Origin of the sequence: Micromonospora sp. WMMD558, from assembly GCF_049315255.1 — a bacterium.
GTDB lineage: Bacteria > Actinomycetota > Actinomycetes > Mycobacteriales > Micromonosporaceae > Micromonospora.
The window spans coordinates 6,251,834-6,268,877 of sequence record NZ_CP186061.1 but is presented as its reverse complement, the minus strand read 5'-3'; the positions used below and the strand labels follow the sequence as shown (position 1 = coordinate 6,268,877).

Genomic DNA, 17,044 nt, shown 5'->3' with positions numbered 1-17,044 from the left:
GTCCGGGGGAGCGGCGGCGTCGATGGCACCGCTGGTGTCGCGTACTGTCGCCCGCCGAAAACGGGGGCGGCAACAGTACGTTCGTATGTCAGGACGCGGCGTCCGTGCCCGGCCGGTCTTTTGGCGCGTCATGCGCCGCCGTCAACCGGCCTGACCTGGGCGTACGTCGCCAAGTCATCCATTACTCTCGATGATGTGATGAATCTCCGGGCGCCCTTGACCGGGTTACCGGTCAGTACGGTCGTGCTCCTCCGGCGGATCAAACCTCCGGGGTGATCTTCCCCGCTCCACCTCGAAGGGGCCTCGAAGACGACGACCGGCCGCCGGAAATCCGGCGGCCGGTCGGGTGATGCCTGGGGTCAGCTGGTGAACGTCACATTGTCGCGGCGCCGCCGCAGCACGGCGAGCGCCACGCCGCCGCCGATCAGGGCGAGGCCGGTCAGCGCGATGCCGGTGCCGGCGACGCCGGTGATCGGCAGGCTGGGGTCGTCCGCACCGCCACCACCGCCGCCGGGGGTCGGCGTGCCGGACCCGCCCGGGGTGGACGGGCTCTCGGGGCCGCCCGGCGTCGTCGGCACGGGAGTCGTGGGGGTGGGCGTCCCCGGGGTGTCGTCGTGGCCCGCACAGGTGTGGCTCAGGTTGAACTTGTCCGCCTCGCCGCTGATCGTGGCGCTGCCGTCGACCAGCGTCCACCCGGCCGGGGTGAACAGGTAGGCGTGGATGACGCGGTCGTCGTTCTGCCCGGCGGGGTAGAGGGCGTCCGGGTAAGCGTCCCCGGCATTCGGCACCGTGACGGTGACGTCCTTGATGCCGTCGTTGAAGGTGAGGCTCAGCGTCTCGAAGCCGCCCGACTCCTTGCCGCCGGGCAGCACGAAGTGCCAGCCGTCGTGGTCGTCCGGCAGGTTGGCGAACCGCTCGTCCCCGCACTCCTGCTGGAAGCCGGCGGCGGTCTCGTCCTTGTGGTCGCTGTGGAGGGGGATGGTGGTCGACGCCCACGCCGGGATGGCGAGGGTGAGGCAGGCAGCGGCGGCGGCACCGGAAACGGCCGCGCGCGCCACGCGCCGACGCTGTGGCATGAGGATTCCTCCGGAACGGTGTCGAGGGACAGCACGTGATCGCATAGATCGTCACCACGGGCTATATCCGATGATCGGTCTGAACCGTGCTGACCTGGTGGTTCTTTCCGCCGCCTCCGAAGAATCGTCACGCTCCGCAGGCATGTCGCTGTAACGCCAGAGGCGTATCCGCCGCTGCTGCCGCCCTCGCCTGCACCGCGGCCTGACCTCGATCGACGCGCAACTTCGGGGAAGATGCTGCCTCGGCGGCGATCGAGGCGACAGCTTCCCCGAAGTTGCGCGGATGTTGGCCGGTTACGGCGCCACGCGCGTCGTCAGTCGGGCAGGTCGTCGGCGAGGAGGTCCATCAGGAGGCCGTCGTGCCAGCGGCCGTCCTCGCCGCGCTCGTAACGGCGGAGGATGCCGACCGGGCGGAAGCCCACCTTGGCGTACGCGCGGATCGCCGCCGAGTTGGCCGCCGCCGGGTCGATCGTGAAGCGGTGGTGGCCGTGCTCGTCGATCAGGTGCCGGGCCAGGGTACGGATGGCGTCTCCGGCCAGCCCGGCGCCGCGTGCCGCCGGGTCGAGGAAGATGTCCATGCTGGCGTGGCGGTAGTCGGGGTCGTCCTCGGCGTACCACTGGATGGCGCCGACGACACGGCCGTCGTGCTCTATCGCGTACACGGTCAGGTCGCCGTCGGTGAGGTCGGCCCGCACGGCGGCGGCGAGGTCGTCGCCCCCGCGCCACCAGCGTCGCACCTCCGGGTGGGCACGGATCGCCGCGAGGGCGGGCACGTCCGCGACCGTGGCCGGCCGCAGGGTCACCACCCGCCCCCGCAGCACCGCGTCAGCCCCGGATCTCGCCGTGCGCGACACAGACCGCCGACCAGCCGACCGGCAGCACCTGCACCTTCATCCGGCGGCGGCAGTGCGCGCAGTACCGGGGCGGCTCCAGCTCGCGGGCCGCCCGGCAGGCCAGGTGCTCGCCGACACCGGCCGGCTCGCCGCAGCGGTCGCACCAGGCGGCACCGGCGCCCCCGGCCGCCACGCCGCTCGTCGTCGTCGCGTCACTGGTCGTCACCGGGTGCTCACAGGGTCGCGGAGAGGGCCTTGACCGGCATCTTCAGGTCGTCGAGGAGCTTCAGGTCGTCGGTGGCCGGGCGACCCAGCGTGGTCAGGTAGTTGCCGACGATCACCGCGTTGATGCCGCCGAGCAGGCCGTCGCGGGTGCCCAGGTCGCCCAGGGTGATCTCGCGGCCGCCCGCGTACCGGAGGATCGTGCGCGGCATGGCGAGCCGGAAGGCGGCGATGGCGCGCAGCGCGTCCTTGCCCTCGACCACCGGTCGGTCGCCGAGCGGGGTGCCGGGGCGGGGGTTGAGGAAGTTCAGCGGGACCTCGTGCGGGTCCAGCTCGGCGAGCTGGGCGGCGAACTCGGCCCGCTGCTCGACGGTCTCGCCCAGGCCCAGGATGCCGCCGCAGCAGACCTCCATGCCGGATTCGCGGACCATCCGCAGCGTCTCCCAGCGCTCCTCCCAGGAGTGGGTGGTGACCACGTTCGGGAAGTAGGACCGGCAGGTCTCCAGGTTGTGGTTGTAGCGGTGCACGCCCATGTCGACCAGCTCGTCGACCTGCTCCTGGGTGAGCATGCCGAGCGAGGCCGCCACCTGGATGTCGACCTCCGCCTTGATCGCGGCGACACCCTCGCGCATCTGCTTCATCAGCCGGGCGTCCGGGCCGCGGACGGCGGCGACGATGCAGAACTCCGTCGCGCCGGTCTTCGCGGTCTGCTTCGCCGCCTCCACCAGCGAGGGGATGTCCAGCCACACGGAGCGCACCGGCGAGGTGAACAGGCCCGACTGCGAGCAGAAGTGGCAGTCCTCCGGGCAGCCGCCGGTCTTGAGCGAGACGATGCCCTCGACCTCGACCTCCGGGCCGCACCAGCGCATCCGCACGTCGTGCGCGAGCTGGAGGGCGGCGGGCAGGTGCTCGTCGGGCAGGTTCAGCACGGCGAGGACACCGGCCTCGTCGAGGCCGACGCCGTTCTCCAGCACCTGGGAACGGGCCTGGTCGAGGATCTCTGGCATGGCCCGTACCCTACAAGGCCGCTCCGGCGGCGGGAAACGGCCGCGTGGTGGCCCCGAGTGCCGCACGAGCGACCGTTGAGAGCCACGCCGCGTCGGGCCCGCGCCACGCCGGGGCCGCCGTGGCCAGGTGGTACCTTCGCCCCGGCGCGAGGCGCCCGACGGGCGGGTGCCGCGGGATGGGAGTGGCGGTGGCGGACTGGCTGGCGGCGCTGGACCGCCGCGCCGAGCTGCGGGCCAAGGCGGGGCTCACGCGTACGCTCCGCCCACGGTCCGCCGGCGACGCCGTGGTCGATCTCGCCGGCAACGACTACCTCGGCCTGTCGACGCACCCCGAGGTCACGGCCGCGGCGGTCGCGGCGGTGCGGGCGTACGGGCTGGGGGCCACCGGGTCGCGGCTGGTGCGCGGCTCCACCGACGCCCACCACGCCCTCGAGGACGACCTGGCCGACTGGCTCGGCACCGACCGGGCGCTGGTCTTCTCCTCCGGCTACCTGGCCAACCTCGGCGCGGTCCGGGCGCTCGTGCAGCCCCGCACGCTGCTCGTCTCCGACGCGCACAACCACGCCTCGCTGATCGACGGCTGCCGGATCTCCGGTGCGGAGACGGTGGTGACGCCGCACGCCGACGTCGCCGCCGTACGCGCCGCGCTCGCCGCCACGCCCGGCCGGCCGGCGGTGGTGGTCACCGAGTCGGTGTTCTCCGTCGACGGCGACCTCGCCCCCCTCGCCGAGCTGCACGCGGTCGCCCGGGACCACGGCGCGCTGCTGCTCGTCGACGACGCCCACGCGCTCGGCGTGACCGGCCCGCAGGGCGCCGGGGGAGTGGCCGCCGCCGGGCTGGCCGGTGAGCCGGACGTGATCGTCACGGCCACGCTGTCCAAGGCCCTCGGCGGCGCCGGCGGGGTGGTCGCCGGCCCCGCGGAGTTCGTCCGCCACCTGGTGGAGACGGGCCGGACGTTCATCTTCGACACGGCGCCGCCCCCGGCGGTGGCGGCCGGCGTGCGGGCGGCCGTCGGGCTGGCCCGCGCCGGTGACGACTTGCGGGCGGAGCTGGCCGAACGGGCCGGTCTCGCGGTCTGCCGGCTGCGCGCCGCCGGGCTGACCGTGTCGGCCCCCGACGCCGCGGTCGTGTCGGTCACCGCGCCCGGTCCCGAAACGGCCACCGCGTGGGCGGCCGACTGCCGGGACCGGGGCGTGGCGGTCGGCTGCTTCCGGCCCCCCTCCACCCCGGACAGCCGGTCCCGGCTCCGCCTCACCCTCAGCGCCGGCGTGCCCCGGGCGGACTTCGAGCGGGCCCTGGAGGTCATCGTGGAGTGTGCCCCGTGAGCGCGAGGAGTGAGCCGGGGTTGCGAGCCCCGCAGTCGCGAGCAGAGGTGGCACGGTGAGCGGTGCGGCCGAGACGGGAGCGCCGTGGCGCGGTGTTGTGCTGGTGACCGGCACCGACACCGAGGTCGGCAAGACGATCGTCACCGCGGCGATCACCGCCGCGGCGCAGGCCGCCGGGTTGCGCGTCGCGGTGGTCAAGCCGGGCCAGACGGGTACGGCCACCGGCGACCCCGGTGACGTCGACACGGTCACCCGCCTCGCCGCGCCACTCACCGGCCGGACGCTGGCGAGTTTCCCGGAGCCCCTCGCCCCGCTGGCGGCGGCCCGGATCGCCGAGCTGCCGCCCCTGGAGCTGTACACCGCGGTCGACGCCGTCCGTGAGGAGACCGACAAGCACGACCTGGTCCTGGTCGAGGGGGCCGGCGGGCTGCTCGTACCGATGGGTCTGCGACCGTCGGGTGAGCCGTGGACGGTGGCCGACCTGGCGGTCTCCCTCGGCTGCCCGGCGGTGGTGGTGGCGCGCGCCGGCCTCGGCACGCTGAACCACACCGCGCTCACCCTGGAGGCGCTGGAGCGCCGGGCCGTGCCGGCGGGTGTGGTGATCGGCGCCTGGCCGGCCGATCCGGAGCTGGTGCACTGGGCCAACCTCACCGACCTGGTGCCGCACCTGCTCGGCGCGTTGCCGGCCGGTGCCGGCGCGATGGATCCCGGTGTGTTCCGCCGCTCGGCTCCCGGCTGGCTCACCCCGGCGCTCTACGGGGTGCTGGACGACTGGCGTGCCTGGGCTGAGGAGATCAGCTGAACACCTGACCATCGTCGGTAACCCGGCAGGTCGAGCGTGGGTAGCCTGGCCGCCGTGATGAGCTGTCGGCGGGTGTGGGGCCGACCGGCGGGCCCTCAGTGGCGGCGGCGGTCGGCCGACGGGCTGCTCTGGCTCGTGGCGGCGGGGCCGCTGCTCGCCGCCGGGCTCTCGCCACCGTACGACGCGCCGTCCCTGCTGTCGCTCGCCGGCGGACTCGCGATCCTCACCGGCGCGGTCGCGGTGGCCCGACGGTTCCCGGTGGTGGCGCTGTTCCTGGCCGTGCTCGGCTCGCTGCTCGACGGCAACTTCTCCTTCATCATCCCGGTCTTCAGCTACCTGGCGGGGCGGCGGGCGGCCACGGCCGTCCCGGCCGGCGTCGCCTTCGCGGTGATCGCCGCCGGGGGCACCGTGCTCAACCTGGGGCTGCTCGGCACCGGCGCCGCCACCTGGTTCCTGCTCGCCTCGGTGCTGCTCTTCGCCGGGGTCCTGCCTTGGCTGGTGGGCCGGCACCGGCGTCAGCAGGAGGCCCTGGCGGAGGCGGAACGCCGGCACGAGGAGGCCCGGGACCGGGAGCGGCGTGGCCTGGCCGAGCGTGTCCGGTTGCGGGAACGGGCCCGGATCGCCGGGGAGATGCACGACTCCCTCGGGCACGACCTCAGCCTGATCGCGGTGCGCGCCGCCGCCCTGGAACTCGCCGACGACCTGCCGGCCCGGCACCGGGCCGCCGCCGGTGAGCTGCGGGCCAGCGTCGCGGACGCCACCGAACGCCTGCACGGCGTCATCGGCCTGCTCCGCGAGAAGGGCGATCCGGACACCGCCGGTCCGGGGACCGTGGCCGACCTGGTGGACGGTGCGCGGGAGGCGGGCATGGCGGTCCGGCTGGACCTGCCCGACGGCGGGTCGGACCTGCCCCCGGGGACCGCGTACGCGGTGCACCGGGTGGTGCGCGAGGCGCTGACCAATGCGGCCCGGTACGCGCCCGGCGCGCCGGTGACCGTCTCCCTGCGCGCCGAGGGGGAGTGGGTCGGGCTGAGCGTGGTCAACGCCCGGCCTGCGGCCGGCCCGCTGCCCGGCCCGCCGTCGACCGGCTCCGGCCTGCTCGCCCTCACCGAGCGGGTACGCCTCACCGGCGGTGTCCTCACCGCCGGCCCGCGCGACGGCGGGTTCGCGGTGGAGGCCCGCCTGCCCCGGCACGACGGACCGTACCGCGAGGAGTCCGGCGGGGACGTCGAGCCCGCCTGGCCGGCACTCGCCGGTCGCGGGCCGGTGTCGGCGTCGCCGCCCGGCCGCGCGGAAACGTCGACACCGGCCCTCGGCGAGGCCGAGCGGCGGCTACGGGACGCGCGCCGCCGGGTGCGGCGCAGCCTGATGACCGCCGTCGGCGCTCCGGCGGCGATCGCCGCGGTGCTGACGCTGGTCTACTACCCGGTCGCCACGGCCGGCACCGTGCTGGACGAGGCGACCTTTGCCCGGCTGCCGGTCGGCGCCGCGCGGGCCGACCTGGACGGCCTACCCCGCCGCCCGGTGGACTCGCCCGCCGGGACCAGCCGGGCCGGGTGCGAGCACTACACCGACGGAAACTTCCCCCTGGCCCAGCCGACCTGGCGGCTGTGCTTCACCGACGGCCGGCTGGTCAGCAAGGAGCGGATCGACGGATGAACACCGAGCAGGCCACCCCGGTGCGGGTCGTCCTCGCCGACGACGAGGCCATGATCCGCGCCGGGGTACGGGCGATCCTGGCCACCGACCCGGGCATCGAGGTGGTGGGCGAGGCCGGTGACGGCCGGGCGGCGGTGGAGCTGGTGCGGGCGCACCGTCCCCGGGTGGCCCTGCTGGACATCCGCATGCCGAAGCTGGACGGGCTCTCCGCCGCCGCCGAGATCCGCCGGCTGGTGCCGGAGACCGCCACGGTCATGCTGACCACCTTCGGCGAGGACGACCACGTCGCCCGGGCGCTCGGGCACCGCGCCAGCGGGTTCCTGCTGAAGGCCGGGGACCCTCGGGAGCTGGTCGCCGGCGTACGCGCCGTCGCGGACGGCGGCGCGTACCTGTCGCCGCGGGTGGCCCGCCGGGTGATCGAGCTGGGCGGCGGGCGGATGGCGCGCCGCCCGGCGGCCCGGGACCGGCTGGCCGGGCTGACCGAACGGGAACGGGAGGTGCTCGCCCTGGTGGGGTCCGGTCTGTCGAACGCGGAGATCGGCCGCCGGCTGCACCTCGTCGAGGGCACCGTGAAGAGCTACCTGACCAGCATCTTCACCCGGCTCGACGTGCGTAACCGGGTGCAGGCGGCGATCCTCGCGTACGAGGCGGGGCTCGTCGAGCCACCCGGCTAGACGGGCCCCGCCCCGGCTCACGCGTCCCGGCGCCGTAGCGCGGCCCGGCCCAGGGCGAGCGCGGCTGCGGCCCAGCCGGCGAGCAGCAGCAACCCGACGAAGGCCGGGTACGGGGCGCCGTCCCCGGCCATGAAATGCCCGCCGGCCACGCCGGGAAAGGCGTCGGCGATCCGGTTGAGCACGGCGATGTCCGGCTCCTGCAGTGACAGCGGGACGATCATCAGCGTGGCGAGCAGCACGATCAGGGTGAGTACCGCGCTGCGCAGCGCCGCGCCGAGGCCGAGGGCCAGCACGCCGATCAGCGCCAGGTAGGTCGCGACCGCCAGGATGTCGCCGGCCGTGCCACCGGCCGGCGCGGTGCCCCAGCGGCCGAGCACCGGCCGGGCCACCAGAGCGCCGACCGCGCCGAGCAGCAGCCCGAGCGCGAAGGTCGCCGTCCCGGTCACCACGGCCTTCGCCAGCAGCACCCGGCCTCGCGACGGTGTGCACTGCAACGTGGTCCGGATGGTGCCGCTGGTGAACTCGCTGGTGACCAGGAGCAGGCCGAGCGCCAGCACGGCGTACTGGGTGAGTTCGACGGAGTCGATCAGGACGCTGCCAACAGTGACGATCCCCGGGTCGTCGGCCGGGTCGTCATCGGTGTTGGCGTTGCTCACGTAGATGGCGAGCTGGCCGGCGGTGGCGGCCATCAGCAGCACGCCGGCCAGCAACGTCCACCAGGTGGAACGGATCGACCACAGCTTGGTCCACTCAGCGGCGACCGCGCCGGCGAGGGTGCCCCTCCGGCGGCCTGAGGCGGGTTGTCCGGGACGGCGGGTGGGCGCGGAGGTCGTGGTCATCGCACACCACCACCGGCGTACTCGACGCTGTCCGCGGTGAGCGCCATGAACGCCCGCTCCAGCGACGCCGTCTGCGGGCTGAGCTCGTGCAGCCGGATCCGCAGCTCGTGCGCGAGGTCGCCGATGCGTCCGGCGTCGGCGCCGGTGACGCTCAGCGCGTCCGGTCCGGCCGGATCGACGCCGTACCCGGCCACGACGAGTCGTTCGGCCAGCGCCCGCCGGTCCGGCTCGCGCGGCACCCGGACCCGGACGGCGCCACCGGCGCCGGCGATCACCTCGTCGATGGGAGCGTCGGCGAGCAGCCGCCCGCGCCCGATGACCACCAGCCGGTCGGCGGTCTGCTGCATCTCGCTCATCAGGTGGCTGGACACCAGCACGGTTCGGCCCTCAGCGGCGAGTGACCGGACGAGCTGCCGGATCCAGCGGACGCCGTCCGGGTCGAGCCCGTTCACCGGCTCGTCGAACATCAGCACCGGCGGGTCACCGAGCAGCGCACCGGCGATGCCGAGCCGCTGTCCCATCCCGAGCGACAGGGTGCGGCCCGGTTTTGCGGCGGCGCGGTCGTCCAGCCCCACGGTGGCCAGCACGTCGTCCACCCGGCGGGCGGGGATGCCGTTGCTGCGCGCCATCGCCAACAGGTGCGCCCGGCCGGACCGGGCGGGGTGGACGGCCCGCGCGTCGAGCAGCGCGCCGACCTCGTACAGCGGGTGTCGCAGCTCCCGGTACGGCCGCCCGCCGACCAGGGCCCGGCCGGCGGTGGGTCGGTCGAGGCCGAGCACCATCCGCAAGGTGGTGGACTTGCCGGCACCGTTCGGGCCGAGGAAGCCGGTGACCCGGCCGGGGACGATGTCGACGGTCAGGTCGTCGACGGCGGTCGTCTGGCCGAAACGCTTGGTCAACCCACGTAATGTGATCATGCGGCGACGGTAGGCGCGCGGCGGGTGCCGACACCGTGCCCGAACGGCACCGACCGACCCTCACTTTGGTCAGCTGCGCCTTCGGCCGGAAGCCGTGCGGTCAGCTCCGTCGGACGACGAACGCGTCGGGCATCCGGAAGGTCAGATTGTCCGGGCACCAGGGCGGGCGGACCACGGTCACCCCGTCGAGCAGCGGCGTCACCTGGTCGACGACGACCGCCGCCTCCATCCGGGCCAACTGGTCGCCGACGCAGCGGTGGGCGCCGGCCCCGAAGGCGAGGTGCCGGCGCGAGCCCTTCTGCCCGGGCCGGAACTCGTCGGGCGCGTCCACCGTGGCCGGGTCGCGGCCGGCGCGGGCCAGCCACAGGACGACGCTGGTGCCCGCCGGCACCGCCGTCCCGCCCAGCGTGGTGTCCACGGCGGCCACCCGCCGCCAGGTCACGATCGGCGGCTCCAGTCGCAGCCCCTCCTCGACCACGTCGGCGACCGACACCGTGCCGGCGCGCAGGCCGGCCCGGACGGCCGGCTCGCCGGCCAGCCGGTGCAGCAGCAGCGTGAGGAACTGCGAGGTGGTCTCCTGGCCGGCGACCAGCAGGAAGAACAGCGCCCCGACCACCACGTCGGGCGGGTGCCCGGCGGCGCGCAGGGCCCCGGCGAGCCCGCCGCCGGTGGCGGCGAACTCCCGCAGCACCCGGTGGAACCGCCCGACCTCCGCGGCCAGGGCGAGCTGGCGGTCGGCGTCCAGCGGTGCCCAGAAGAGTTCGAGGGCGGCCCGCGCGAACTCCTTCACCGCGCCCACCGGGGCGTCCGGCAGCTCGACCAGGCGGGCCAGCACCAGCAGCGGCAGGTCGGCGGCCAGGTCGGCGTAGAGGTCGGCGGTCGCGCCGGCGTCGAGGGCGGCCCGGATGGCGGCCACCCGCCGGCCCACCAGGTCGTTGAGCCAGGGCCGCTGGCCGGCCACCTTCGCCGGGTGCAGGGCGTCGGCGACGACCGCCCGGATCGCCGGATGGCTCGCGCCGCCGTTGTTGGCGAGCGTCGGCGGCAGCCGGAAGCGGTGCCCGGCGAGGGTCCGCAGGGCGGCCACCGGGACCGGAGTGACGGCGTCGAGGGCGTTGTCCGGGCGGTACGTGAGCGGGTCGGTCAGCACCTGACGGACCAGCGCGTGCCGGGTCACCACCAGGTGCTCGACGCCCACGTGGTCGGCGACACGGGCCACGTCCGGCCAGGCGGCGCCGGCCGGTTCCGCCCAGCTCCGGAACAGCACGCCGGACACGCTAACGGGCCGCCCCCGGCAGTCCGGGCCGCAGCCGCCACACCGTGGTGCGCTTCACCCGTACGCTCTCCAGCGTCTCCGGGACGGGCACGTCGTACGTGCCGACCTCGTCGAAGCGGTCGCGGGGCAGGAACGCCCGGCCGGGGTCGCCGACCAGCACCGTCGCGCCGGCGCGGGCGGCCGTCAACAGGAAGCGGAGCACCCGCCTCGCCATCACCTCGCTGTAGAAGACGTCGCCAGCGAGCACGACCTCGGCGCCGCCCGCGTCGCCGTCGAGGATGTCGCCCAGTTCGGCGTCGAGGCGTACCCCGTTGGCCTCGGCGTTGAGCGCGACGGCCGCGACGGCGAGCGGGTCGACCTCGACGGCGCGGACCGCCGCCGCGCCGGCGCGGGCCGCGGCGATGGCGACCAGGCCCGACCCGGAGGCGAGGTCGAGCACCCGCCGGCCGGTGACCAGGTCCGGGTGGTCGGTGACGTAGCGGGCGAGCGCCTGCCCGCCGGCCCAGGCGAAGGCCCAGAAGGGCGGCGGCTGGGCGCTGCGGAACTCGCCCTCGGTCAGCTCCCACAGCCCGACCGCGTCGTCGGCCTGGTGCAGCCGCACCTCGGGTACGAAGGCGACCGGCGCGAGGCGCGCGTGGAGCCGGACGAAGGCGGTGGCGAGTTCGGACACCGGCAGATTCTCCCGCAGGCGAGCGACCGGCGTGTCGCGGGGAGGGCGTGACCGGTTCACTACGCACGGTGAAACCACCCTCCGTCCTTGGCGGTCCGTGCGAACACGCCCGTCTACCGGCTGTCTGCACCCGCTCCTAGCGTCTGTCGTGGAGGCGACCGACGGGAGGGCGGAGAAGGTGACGTTGTGGCGGTACGCGTTGCGGGCCGGGGTGGTGCTGGCCTGCGTGACCGGGGTGTGCCTGGCCGCGCCGACGCCGGCGTCGGCGGCCAACAGCACGGAGCTGAGCGGCCTGCCCGACGAGTTCCGGGCCGGTGACCCGGTGGCGACGGTCTCCGCGGTGGTGCGGCGTGACCGGGGCGGCTGCGTGAAGGTCCGCTGGTCGATGGTGCTGCGGGTGTCGGGGATGCGGCTCGACCAGGTGAATGTGGACCGGATCGAGGAGACCGGGTCGTTCCCGCTGGAGGTGCGCACCGACGGTGACGTGGCCCGGCTGACCGACCGTCAGCTCGATCCCGGGACGCTCTGCCCGGACCGGACGGTGACGGCCAAGTACCAGGTGGCGTTCGCGGAGGACGTGAGCCGCGGGCGGGTCACGCTGGAGGCGGAGGCGTACGACGCGAACCTGCGCCTGCTGGCGCGGCAGACCGCGACCCGGTCGGTGGTGGGGCCGGACGCCGAGGCGTCGCCGAGCCGGTCCGCGGAGGTGTCCGAGGCGCCGGCCGAGCCCACCGAGCCGGCGGTGGAGGAGACCGGCGAGGAGGTGCCCGCCGACGACGGCGTCGCAGAGGTGCCACCGGCGGCCGGGGCGGGCCGCCCGGTCGCGCAGTCCGGTGGCTTCGGCGCGGTGCAGGCCGCCTTCCTGCTGGGTGGGTTGCTGGTGTCCCTCGGCCTCGGGCTGCTGTTGCGCATGCGCCACCTGACCCGGACGGTGGGCGACGATCGTGGGTCGGCCCGGGACTGGGGGCGTGCGTCGAGTAGTAGGTCGCGGGGCTGGGCGGGGGGACGCTGATCGGGGGCCGCCGGGGGTGGTGACCTGCCGTGCCGCCCCCGGCGGACGTCCCCTCGCATCGAACGGACTCGACTTTACAAAACATGGGGCCTTGTAAAACGACGTGACGGCTGCCACAGTCAGGAGGGAGACCGGCGAGAGATCGGAGATCGGCCATGGCCGTCGACGCGACCGTCACCCCCGGCGCCTGGCGGGACACCCGCAAGCCGCTCTGGCCGCTGGCGCTGCTCGTCCCCGCGCTGCCCTTCCTCGCCTGGCTGTCCTGGCGGGGCGCCGGGGGCGCCTGGGCCTGGTGGCTCACCCCGGCCGTGGTGTTCGGGCTGATCCCCGCCGTCGACCTGCTGATCGGCGACGACCGGCGCAACCCACCGGAGGAGGCGGTGCCGCGGCTCCAGGCCGACGGCTACTACCGCTGGCTCACCTACCTCTACCTGCCCGCCCAGTACGCGGCCCTGGTGCTCTGCTGCGCCGTCTGGGCCGCCGGCGGCCTCTCCCCACTGGTGGCGGCGGGTCTCGTGGCGACCGTCGGGATCGTCAACGGCATCGCCATCAACACCGCCCACGAGCTGGGCCACAAGCGGGAGACGACGGAACGCTGGCTCTCCAAGGTGGCGCTGGCCCCCACCGGGTACGGCCACTTCTACGTCGAGCACAACCGGGGCCACCACACCCGGGTCGCCACCGCGGAGGACCCGGCCAGCTCCCGGCTGGGCGAGAGCTTCTGGGCCTTCTGGCCGCGTACCGTCTGGGGCAGCCTGCGGTCGGCCTGGCGGCTGGAGACGGGGCGGTTCCGCATCCGCGGCCGCAGCCCGTGGACGTGGCGCAACGACATCCTCAACGCCTGGGCGATGACCGTGGCGCTCTACGCGCTGCTGGCGGTCACGTTCGGCCCGGGTGTGCTGGTCTTCCTGGTCCTCCAGGCCGTGGTCGGATTCAGCCTGCTGGAGGTCGTGAACTACCTGGAGCACTACGGCCTCGCCCGGCAGCGCACCGCCGCCGGCCGGTACGAGAAGGTCGACCCCCGGCACAGCTGGAACAGCGACCGTGCGGTCACCAACGTCTTCCTCTTCCAGCTCCAGCGACACAGCGACCACCACGCCAACCCGCTGCGGCGCTACCAGACGCTGCGCAGCTTCGACGCTTCGCCGCAGCTGCCGGCCGGGTACGCGACCATGGTGGTCGCCGCGCTGGTCCCGCCGCTGTGGCGACGGGTCATGGACCACCGGGTGCTCGCCCACTACGGCGGTGACCCGGACCTCGCCAACGTCCACCCGCCGGCCCGGCCGCGCCTCCGGCAGGCGCAAGGAAGGGCCCCTTATTAACTCCTGCGGTAGTAGAAGGGCCCCTTCTTAACATCCCGGCAGACCTACGGCGCCCAGTCCGGGTCGCGGCCGAAGGCGGCGATGAGCCGGTCCTGGGTGTCGGCGTCGGCTGCCACGTCGACGCCCGACCGGACGAGCCGGCCCCGCCGGTAGTCGTCGATCCGTCCGCGGAACCAGTGGGCGCACCCGGCCACCGCGTCGGCGTCCAGACGCCGATCGGCGCCGATCGCCGCCGCCAGGTCCCACCCGTGCACGAGGTGCTCCGCGATGAGCTGGTGCAGGTACTCGTCGGCCGGCGTCGGACCGGAGGAGAGGTCGACGGTGCGCTCCAGCGCCGAGGGGCGGGTGAAGGCCAGCTCCGCCTGCGCCGCCGCGTCCCGGGCCGCGGCCGCCGGGTCGCCGTCGAGCTGGTCGCCCTCGTACCGGTCGCCCACCTCCGCGATCGTGCGTCCGGCCATCAGCGCCACGCTCCACCGGTCCTCGCCGACGACGTGGTTGACCAGCGTCCGGACGTCCCACTCCGCGCAGGGCGTCGGCGCCGTCCACTGCCCCGGGCCGACCTCGGCCACCCGGTCGGTGAACACGGCGAGGCTGCGGCGGTACGTCTCGAGCAGGTCCATGCCCGGATTGTCCCGCCCCGGGCCGCCGGCAAAGGCCGGTTTCCGCGCGCCCTCAGTCCAGCTGGGCCGGGTCGATCCCCAGCTCCCGGGCGGTCACCAGGCGGACCCACTCGGTGAACTGCCGGCGGGAGATCACCCGGTCGTGCACTGCGAGCTGCACGGCGAGGCCGTCCATCACGGCGCTGATCCGCCAGGCGGCCCCTTCGGGGTCGGCGCACCGGAACGTGCCGTCGCGGACCCCCGCCGCGATCACCGCGGCCAGGTCCTGCCGCCAGCGCAGGTCCAGCCGGCGGGACACCTTCTCCAGCTCCGGCGTGCGCAGCGACTCGGCCCAGCCGTCGATCCACATGGACCAGGAGATCGGCCGGCCGGCCGGGGTGTAGAGCTTGACGATCCGCCGCAGCTTCGTCAGCGGCGGGGCGGTGGAGCGCATCACCGCGTCCAACCGGGCGAGATCCTGCTCGACGGCGTACGCGAACGCCTCGGCGAGCAGTCGGTCCTTCGTGGCGAAGTGGTAAAAGACCAGTGCCTGGCTCACCCCCGCGGCCTGAGCCACGTCGGAGGTGCGGGTGTTGGCCAGGCCTCGCTCCACGATCACGTCACAGGCCGTGCGCAGCAGGGCATCCAGGCGGATCTCGGCCGCACGTCTTGTCACAGCCGTAACGGTAGTCCATCCATACCGACACGGGCCGTTACCGAAGGATCCGGACACGAAGCTCAACCGGTCGGAAATCGGACAGTTTTGCGGACGGTCCCGGTGTGTTGTCCGGATCGGAACCGGCGTGGCGACGGGCATCGACCCACCGGCCGGTCCCGACTCGCTGGGAGGACGCGCCGGGGGGGCACCCCGAGTTGGCAACCGCTCGCCGGCTCGGCTAGAGTTCTCATCCGTCACCGGGAAAGCCGGGGGCACGCGGACGTAGCGCAGCTGGTAGCGCATCACCTTGCCAAGGTGAGGGTCGCGGGTTCGAATCCCGTCGTCCGCTCGGAGATGCCGCCACGCATGACGGGGGCAACCTCGGTGGGGTGGCCGAGAGGCGAGGCAACGGCCTGCAAAGCCGTGTACGCGGGTTCAAATCCCGTCCCCACCTCGGCAAGACGAGGGCGATTGGCGCAGTGGGAGCGCGCTTCCTTGACACGGAAGAGGTCACTGGTTCAAACCCAGTATCGCCCACCATTGGATGACAGTGCGCGAGCCGCACCGTCATCGTTCAGGGCCGGCCCGTTCGGGGGCCGGCCCTGAGTTGTTTCCGGCCAGCGGGAGCTGGCGGACGGCTCTCGCCGGGATCAGCAAGGTGACGGGGTGCGAGCGCCGGCGGTGGCTCCTGGGTCACCGGGTCGGGCAGGCGGCCGCGACCAGCACGCGGGCGGCTTCCTTCGCGGTGTCCGGGGTGGCCGGATCAGCGTCGAGCACCCCGGCGGACAGGCCGCCGTCGAGCAGCAGGGTCAGCTGGCGGGCCAGCCGCGCCGGGTCGGCGGCGCCGGCGCGGCGGGCCAGGTCGGTCACCCAGACCAGCACCACCCGCTTGTGCTCGACGGTACGGGCGTGCACGTCGCTGCCGGCCGCGCTCTCGGCGGCGGTGTTGATGAACGCGCAGCCGTGGTAGCCCTGGCGTCGGCACGCCGAGGCGAGGGCGTCGAACATGCCGACCATCTGGTCGCGTGGGTCGTCACCGGCTGCGCGGGCCGCGGCGCGTAGCTGCCCGAACCAGGTCTGGTCGACCTTGTCCAGGTACGCCAGGACGAGGTCGTCCTTGCGGGGGAAGTGCTTGTACAGGGTCGCCTTGGCCACGCCGGACTCGGCGATGACGGTGTCGACGCCGACGCCGCGGGGCCCGTGGGCGTAGAACAGCCGGAACGCGGTGTCGAGGATTCGCTCGCGCGCCGGCTGGGGTGGTTGTGTCATCGGTTCACCTCCGCTGGCCAGGCGCGACAATGCTACAGACAAGTCTGTCCGGGGCGTCCGCCGGGCGCCCGGCCGCCCGCCTCCGTGCTCGAAGCTTGCGGGTAGACAGACCTGTCTGTTAGCTTGGGTGTGCCCGAAGGGCGCCTGCCGCGGGCAAGCGCCGGGACTTGACGAGGGAGCGCCACCATGAAGATCGCAGTTCTCGGCACCGGCATGGTCGGCCAGGCGCTGGCCGGCCGCCTTGCGGAGCTGGGCCACGACGTCACCGTAGGCACCCGCGATGTCGCCGCGACGCTGGCCAGGACCACCCCGGACGGGATGGGCAACCCGCCCTACGCCGCGTGGGCCGCCGAACACCCCCAGGTGCGCCTGGCGACCCTCGCCGACGCCGCCGCCGGCGCCGAGCTGCTGGTCAACGCCACCTCCGGCGGCGTCTCGATCGCGGCGCTGCAGGCCGCCGGCACCGACAATCTGACCGGCAAGATCCTCGTGGACATCGCCAACCCGCTGGACTTCGACAACGGGTTCCCGCCCACCCTGTTCGTCAAGGACACCGACAGCCTCGGCGAGCAGATCCAGGCGGCCTTCCCGCAACTACGGGTGGTCAAGGCCCTCAACACGCTCACCGCGACGCTGATGGTCAACCCGAAGGCGCTCGCCGACGGCGACCACTCGATCTTCGTGAGCGGCAACGACGCCGACGCCAAGAAGACCGTGACGGGAATCCTCGAGTCCTTCGGTCACACCGACGTCGTCGACCTCGGCGACATCACCACCGCTCGCGGCACCGAGATGCTGCTGCCACTGTGGCTGCGCCTGATGGGCGCGCTGGACACCCCGATGTTCAACCTCAAGGTCGTCCGCTGACTCCCGCTGCGCGACCCGCT

The 17,044-nt window shown here is 74.2% G+C and carries 18 protein-coding genes and 3 tRNA genes; 10 read left to right on the top strand and 11 right to left on the bottom strand.

The annotated features are described in order from the left end of the window. Positions 1–359: 359 nt before the first annotated feature. The 4 genes from ACN26Y_RS29620 to bioB all read right to left on the bottom strand — a co-directional run bounded on the left by ACN26Y_RS29620 (position 360) and on the right by bioB (position 3,138). Positions 360–1,076, bottom strand: a complete 717-nt coding sequence (locus ACN26Y_RS29620; protein ID WP_422733974.1) for an LPXTG cell wall anchor domain-containing protein — start codon at positions 1,074–1,076, stop codon at positions 360–362. A 314-nt stretch (positions 1,077–1,390) separates the two neighbouring features. Further along, positions 1,391–1,897, bottom strand: coding sequence for a GNAT family N-acetyltransferase (locus ACN26Y_RS29615; protein WP_155333359.1), 507 nt, complete (start codon positions 1,895–1,897; stop codon positions 1,391–1,393). Positions 1,898–1,901: 4 nt separating this feature from the next. Next, positions 1,902–2,135: a hypothetical protein gene (locus ACN26Y_RS29610; RefSeq protein ID WP_155333358.1), complete on the bottom strand. Its 234-nt coding sequence runs from the start codon at positions 2,133–2,135 to the stop codon at positions 1,902–1,904. 7 nt (positions 2,136–2,142) lie between these two features. Beyond that, positions 2,143–3,138: a biotin synthase BioB gene (gene bioB, locus ACN26Y_RS29605; protein ID WP_155333357.1), complete on the bottom strand. Its 996-nt coding sequence runs from the start codon at positions 3,136–3,138 to the stop codon at positions 2,143–2,145. A 188-nt stretch (positions 3,139–3,326) separates the two neighbouring features. Between bioB and ACN26Y_RS29600 the strand changes: the two genes are divergently transcribed. The 4 genes from ACN26Y_RS29600 (at position 3,327) to ACN26Y_RS29585 (ending at position 7,598) form a co-directional block, all read left to right on the top strand. After that, entirely contained in the window at positions 3,327–4,463 is a 1,137-nt protein-coding gene (locus ACN26Y_RS29600) for an 8-amino-7-oxononanoate synthase (protein WP_422733973.1), read from the top strand. A 97-nt stretch (positions 4,464–4,560) separates the two neighbouring features. Next, positions 4,561–5,265 (top strand): dethiobiotin synthase, encoded by a 705-nt coding sequence (gene bioD, locus ACN26Y_RS29595; RefSeq protein WP_155334355.1) that lies wholly within the window; start codon positions 4,561–4,563, stop codon positions 5,263–5,265. A gap of 57 nt (positions 5,266–5,322) precedes the next feature. Continuing rightward, positions 5,323–6,924 carry a histidine kinase gene (locus tag ACN26Y_RS29590; RefSeq protein WP_422733972.1) on the top strand — a complete coding sequence of 534 codons (1,602 nt, stop codon included), beginning with the start codon at positions 5,323–5,325 and terminating at the stop codon, positions 6,922–6,924. After that, positions 6,921–7,598 carry a response regulator gene (locus ACN26Y_RS29585; RefSeq protein ID WP_155333354.1) on the top strand — a complete coding sequence of 226 codons (678 nt, stop codon included), beginning with the start codon at positions 6,921–6,923 and terminating at the stop codon, positions 7,596–7,598. The genes ACN26Y_RS29590 and ACN26Y_RS29585 overlap by 4 nt, the downstream gene beginning before the upstream one ends. Positions 7,599–7,615: 17 nt before the next feature. Here ACN26Y_RS29585 and ACN26Y_RS29580 read toward each other — a convergent pair whose 3' ends face one another. The 4 genes from ACN26Y_RS29580 to ACN26Y_RS29565 all read right to left on the bottom strand — a co-directional run bounded on the left by ACN26Y_RS29580 (position 7,616) and on the right by ACN26Y_RS29565 (position 11,297). Beyond that, a complete protein-coding gene (locus ACN26Y_RS29580; protein WP_422733971.1) occupies positions 7,616–8,437 on the bottom strand; it encodes an ABC transporter permease in 822 nt (273 codons plus the stop codon). After that, positions 8,434–9,354 carry an ABC transporter ATP-binding protein gene (locus tag ACN26Y_RS29575; protein ID WP_422733970.1) on the bottom strand — a complete coding sequence of 307 codons (921 nt, stop codon included), beginning with the start codon at positions 9,352–9,354 and terminating at the stop codon, positions 8,434–8,436. The genes ACN26Y_RS29580 and ACN26Y_RS29575 overlap by 4 nt, the downstream gene beginning before the upstream one ends. A gap of 100 nt (positions 9,355–9,454) precedes the next feature. Then, positions 9,455–10,627 carry a cytochrome P450 gene (locus ACN26Y_RS29570; RefSeq protein WP_422733969.1) on the bottom strand — a complete coding sequence of 391 codons (1,173 nt, stop codon included), beginning with the start codon at positions 10,625–10,627 and terminating at the stop codon, positions 9,455–9,457. 1 nt (position 10,628) lies between these two features. Further along, positions 10,629–11,297 carry a class I SAM-dependent methyltransferase gene (locus tag ACN26Y_RS29565; RefSeq protein WP_155333350.1) on the bottom strand — a complete coding sequence of 223 codons (669 nt, stop codon included), beginning with the start codon at positions 11,295–11,297 and terminating at the stop codon, positions 10,629–10,631. Positions 11,298–11,445: 148 nt separating this feature from the next. Between ACN26Y_RS29565 and ACN26Y_RS29560 the strand changes: the two genes are divergently transcribed. Both ACN26Y_RS29560 and ACN26Y_RS29555 read left to right on the top strand, forming a co-directional pair. Next, complete coding sequence (locus ACN26Y_RS29560; protein WP_196255742.1) at positions 11,446–12,309, top strand: hypothetical protein; 864 nt, start codon at positions 11,446–11,448, stop codon at positions 12,307–12,309. Positions 12,310–12,464: 155 nt separating this feature from the next. After that, positions 12,465–13,631: an alkane 1-monooxygenase gene (locus ACN26Y_RS29555; RefSeq protein WP_422733968.1), complete on the top strand. Its 1,167-nt coding sequence runs from the start codon at positions 12,465–12,467 to the stop codon at positions 13,629–13,631. 44 nt (positions 13,632–13,675) lie between these two features. Here ACN26Y_RS29555 and ACN26Y_RS29550 read toward each other — a convergent pair whose 3' ends face one another. Together ACN26Y_RS29550 and ACN26Y_RS29545 are read right to left on the bottom strand one after the other, a co-directional pair. Continuing rightward, entirely contained in the window at positions 13,676–14,251 is a 576-nt protein-coding gene (locus tag ACN26Y_RS29550) for a TIGR03086 family metal-binding protein (protein ID WP_155333348.1), read from the bottom strand. A gap of 52 nt (positions 14,252–14,303) precedes the next feature. Next, complete coding sequence (locus tag ACN26Y_RS29545; protein ID WP_155333347.1) at positions 14,304–14,906, bottom strand: TetR/AcrR family transcriptional regulator; 603 nt, start codon at positions 14,904–14,906, stop codon at positions 14,304–14,306. Positions 14,907–15,164: 258 nt separating this feature from the next. On the opposite strand from ACN26Y_RS29545, the gene ACN26Y_RS29540 reads away from it, so the two are divergent. The 3 genes from ACN26Y_RS29540 to ACN26Y_RS29530 all read left to right on the top strand — a co-directional run bounded on the left by ACN26Y_RS29540 (position 15,165) and on the right by ACN26Y_RS29530 (position 15,428). Further along, positions 15,165–15,237: transfer RNA gene (locus ACN26Y_RS29540), tRNA-Gly, on the top strand. Between the two features lie 34 nt (positions 15,238–15,271). Further along, positions 15,272–15,342: transfer RNA gene (locus ACN26Y_RS29535), tRNA-Cys, on the top strand. 11 nt (positions 15,343–15,353) lie between these two features. After that, a tRNA-Val gene (locus tag ACN26Y_RS29530) sits at positions 15,354–15,428 on the top strand. Positions 15,429–15,581: 153 nt separating this feature from the next. On the opposite strand, the gene ACN26Y_RS29525 is transcribed toward ACN26Y_RS29530, so the two are convergent. Beyond that, complete coding sequence (locus tag ACN26Y_RS29525) at positions 15,582–16,157, bottom strand: TetR/AcrR family transcriptional regulator (RefSeq protein ID WP_422733967.1); 576 nt, start codon at positions 16,155–16,157, stop codon at positions 15,582–15,584. A 186-nt stretch (positions 16,158–16,343) separates the two neighbouring features. On the opposite strand from ACN26Y_RS29525, the gene ACN26Y_RS29520 reads away from it, so the two are divergent. Continuing rightward, positions 16,344–17,024 (top strand): NADPH-dependent F420 reductase, encoded by a 681-nt coding sequence (locus tag ACN26Y_RS29520; RefSeq protein WP_155333345.1) that lies wholly within the window; start codon positions 16,344–16,346, stop codon positions 17,022–17,024. Positions 17,025–17,044 lie beyond the last annotated feature (20 nt).

What these genes read in the sequence shown, in the direction of transcription:
- ACN26Y_RS29550 (WP_155333348.1), bottom strand. Translation starts at nt 14,251, where the DNA reads ATGGACCTGCTCGAGACGTACCGCCGCAGCCTCGCCGTGTTCACCGAC.
- ACN26Y_RS29590 (WP_422733972.1), top strand. Translation starts at nt 5,323, where the DNA reads ATGAGCTGTCGGCGGGTGTGGGGCCGACCGGCGGGCCCTCAGTGGCGG.
- ACN26Y_RS29520 (WP_155333345.1), top strand. Translation starts at nt 16,344, where the DNA reads ATGAAGATCGCAGTTCTCGGCACCGGCATGGTCGGCCAGGCGCTGGCC.
- bioB (WP_155333357.1), bottom strand. Translation starts at nt 3,138, where the DNA reads ATGCCAGAGATCCTCGACCAGGCCCGTTCCCAGGTGCTGGAGAACGGC.
- ACN26Y_RS29585 (WP_155333354.1), top strand. Translation starts at nt 6,921, where the DNA reads ATGAACACCGAGCAGGCCACCCCGGTGCGGGTCGTCCTCGCCGACGAC.
- ACN26Y_RS29555 (WP_422733968.1), top strand. Translation starts at nt 12,465, where the DNA reads ATGGCCGTCGACGCGACCGTCACCCCCGGCGCCTGGCGGGACACCCGC.
- ACN26Y_RS29575 (WP_422733970.1), bottom strand. Translation starts at nt 9,354, where the DNA reads ATGATCACATTACGTGGGTTGACCAAGCGTTTCGGCCAGACGACCGCC.
- ACN26Y_RS29525 (WP_422733967.1), bottom strand. Translation starts at nt 16,157, where the DNA reads ATGACACAACCACCCCAGCCGGCGCGCGAGCGAATCCTCGACACCGCG.
- ACN26Y_RS29620 (WP_422733974.1), bottom strand. Translation starts at nt 1,076, where the DNA reads ATGCCACAGCGTCGGCGCGTGGCGCGCGCGGCCGTTTCCGGTGCCGCC.
- ACN26Y_RS29580 (WP_422733971.1), bottom strand. Translation starts at nt 8,437, where the DNA reads ATGACCACGACCTCCGCGCCCACCCGCCGTCCCGGACAACCCGCCTCA.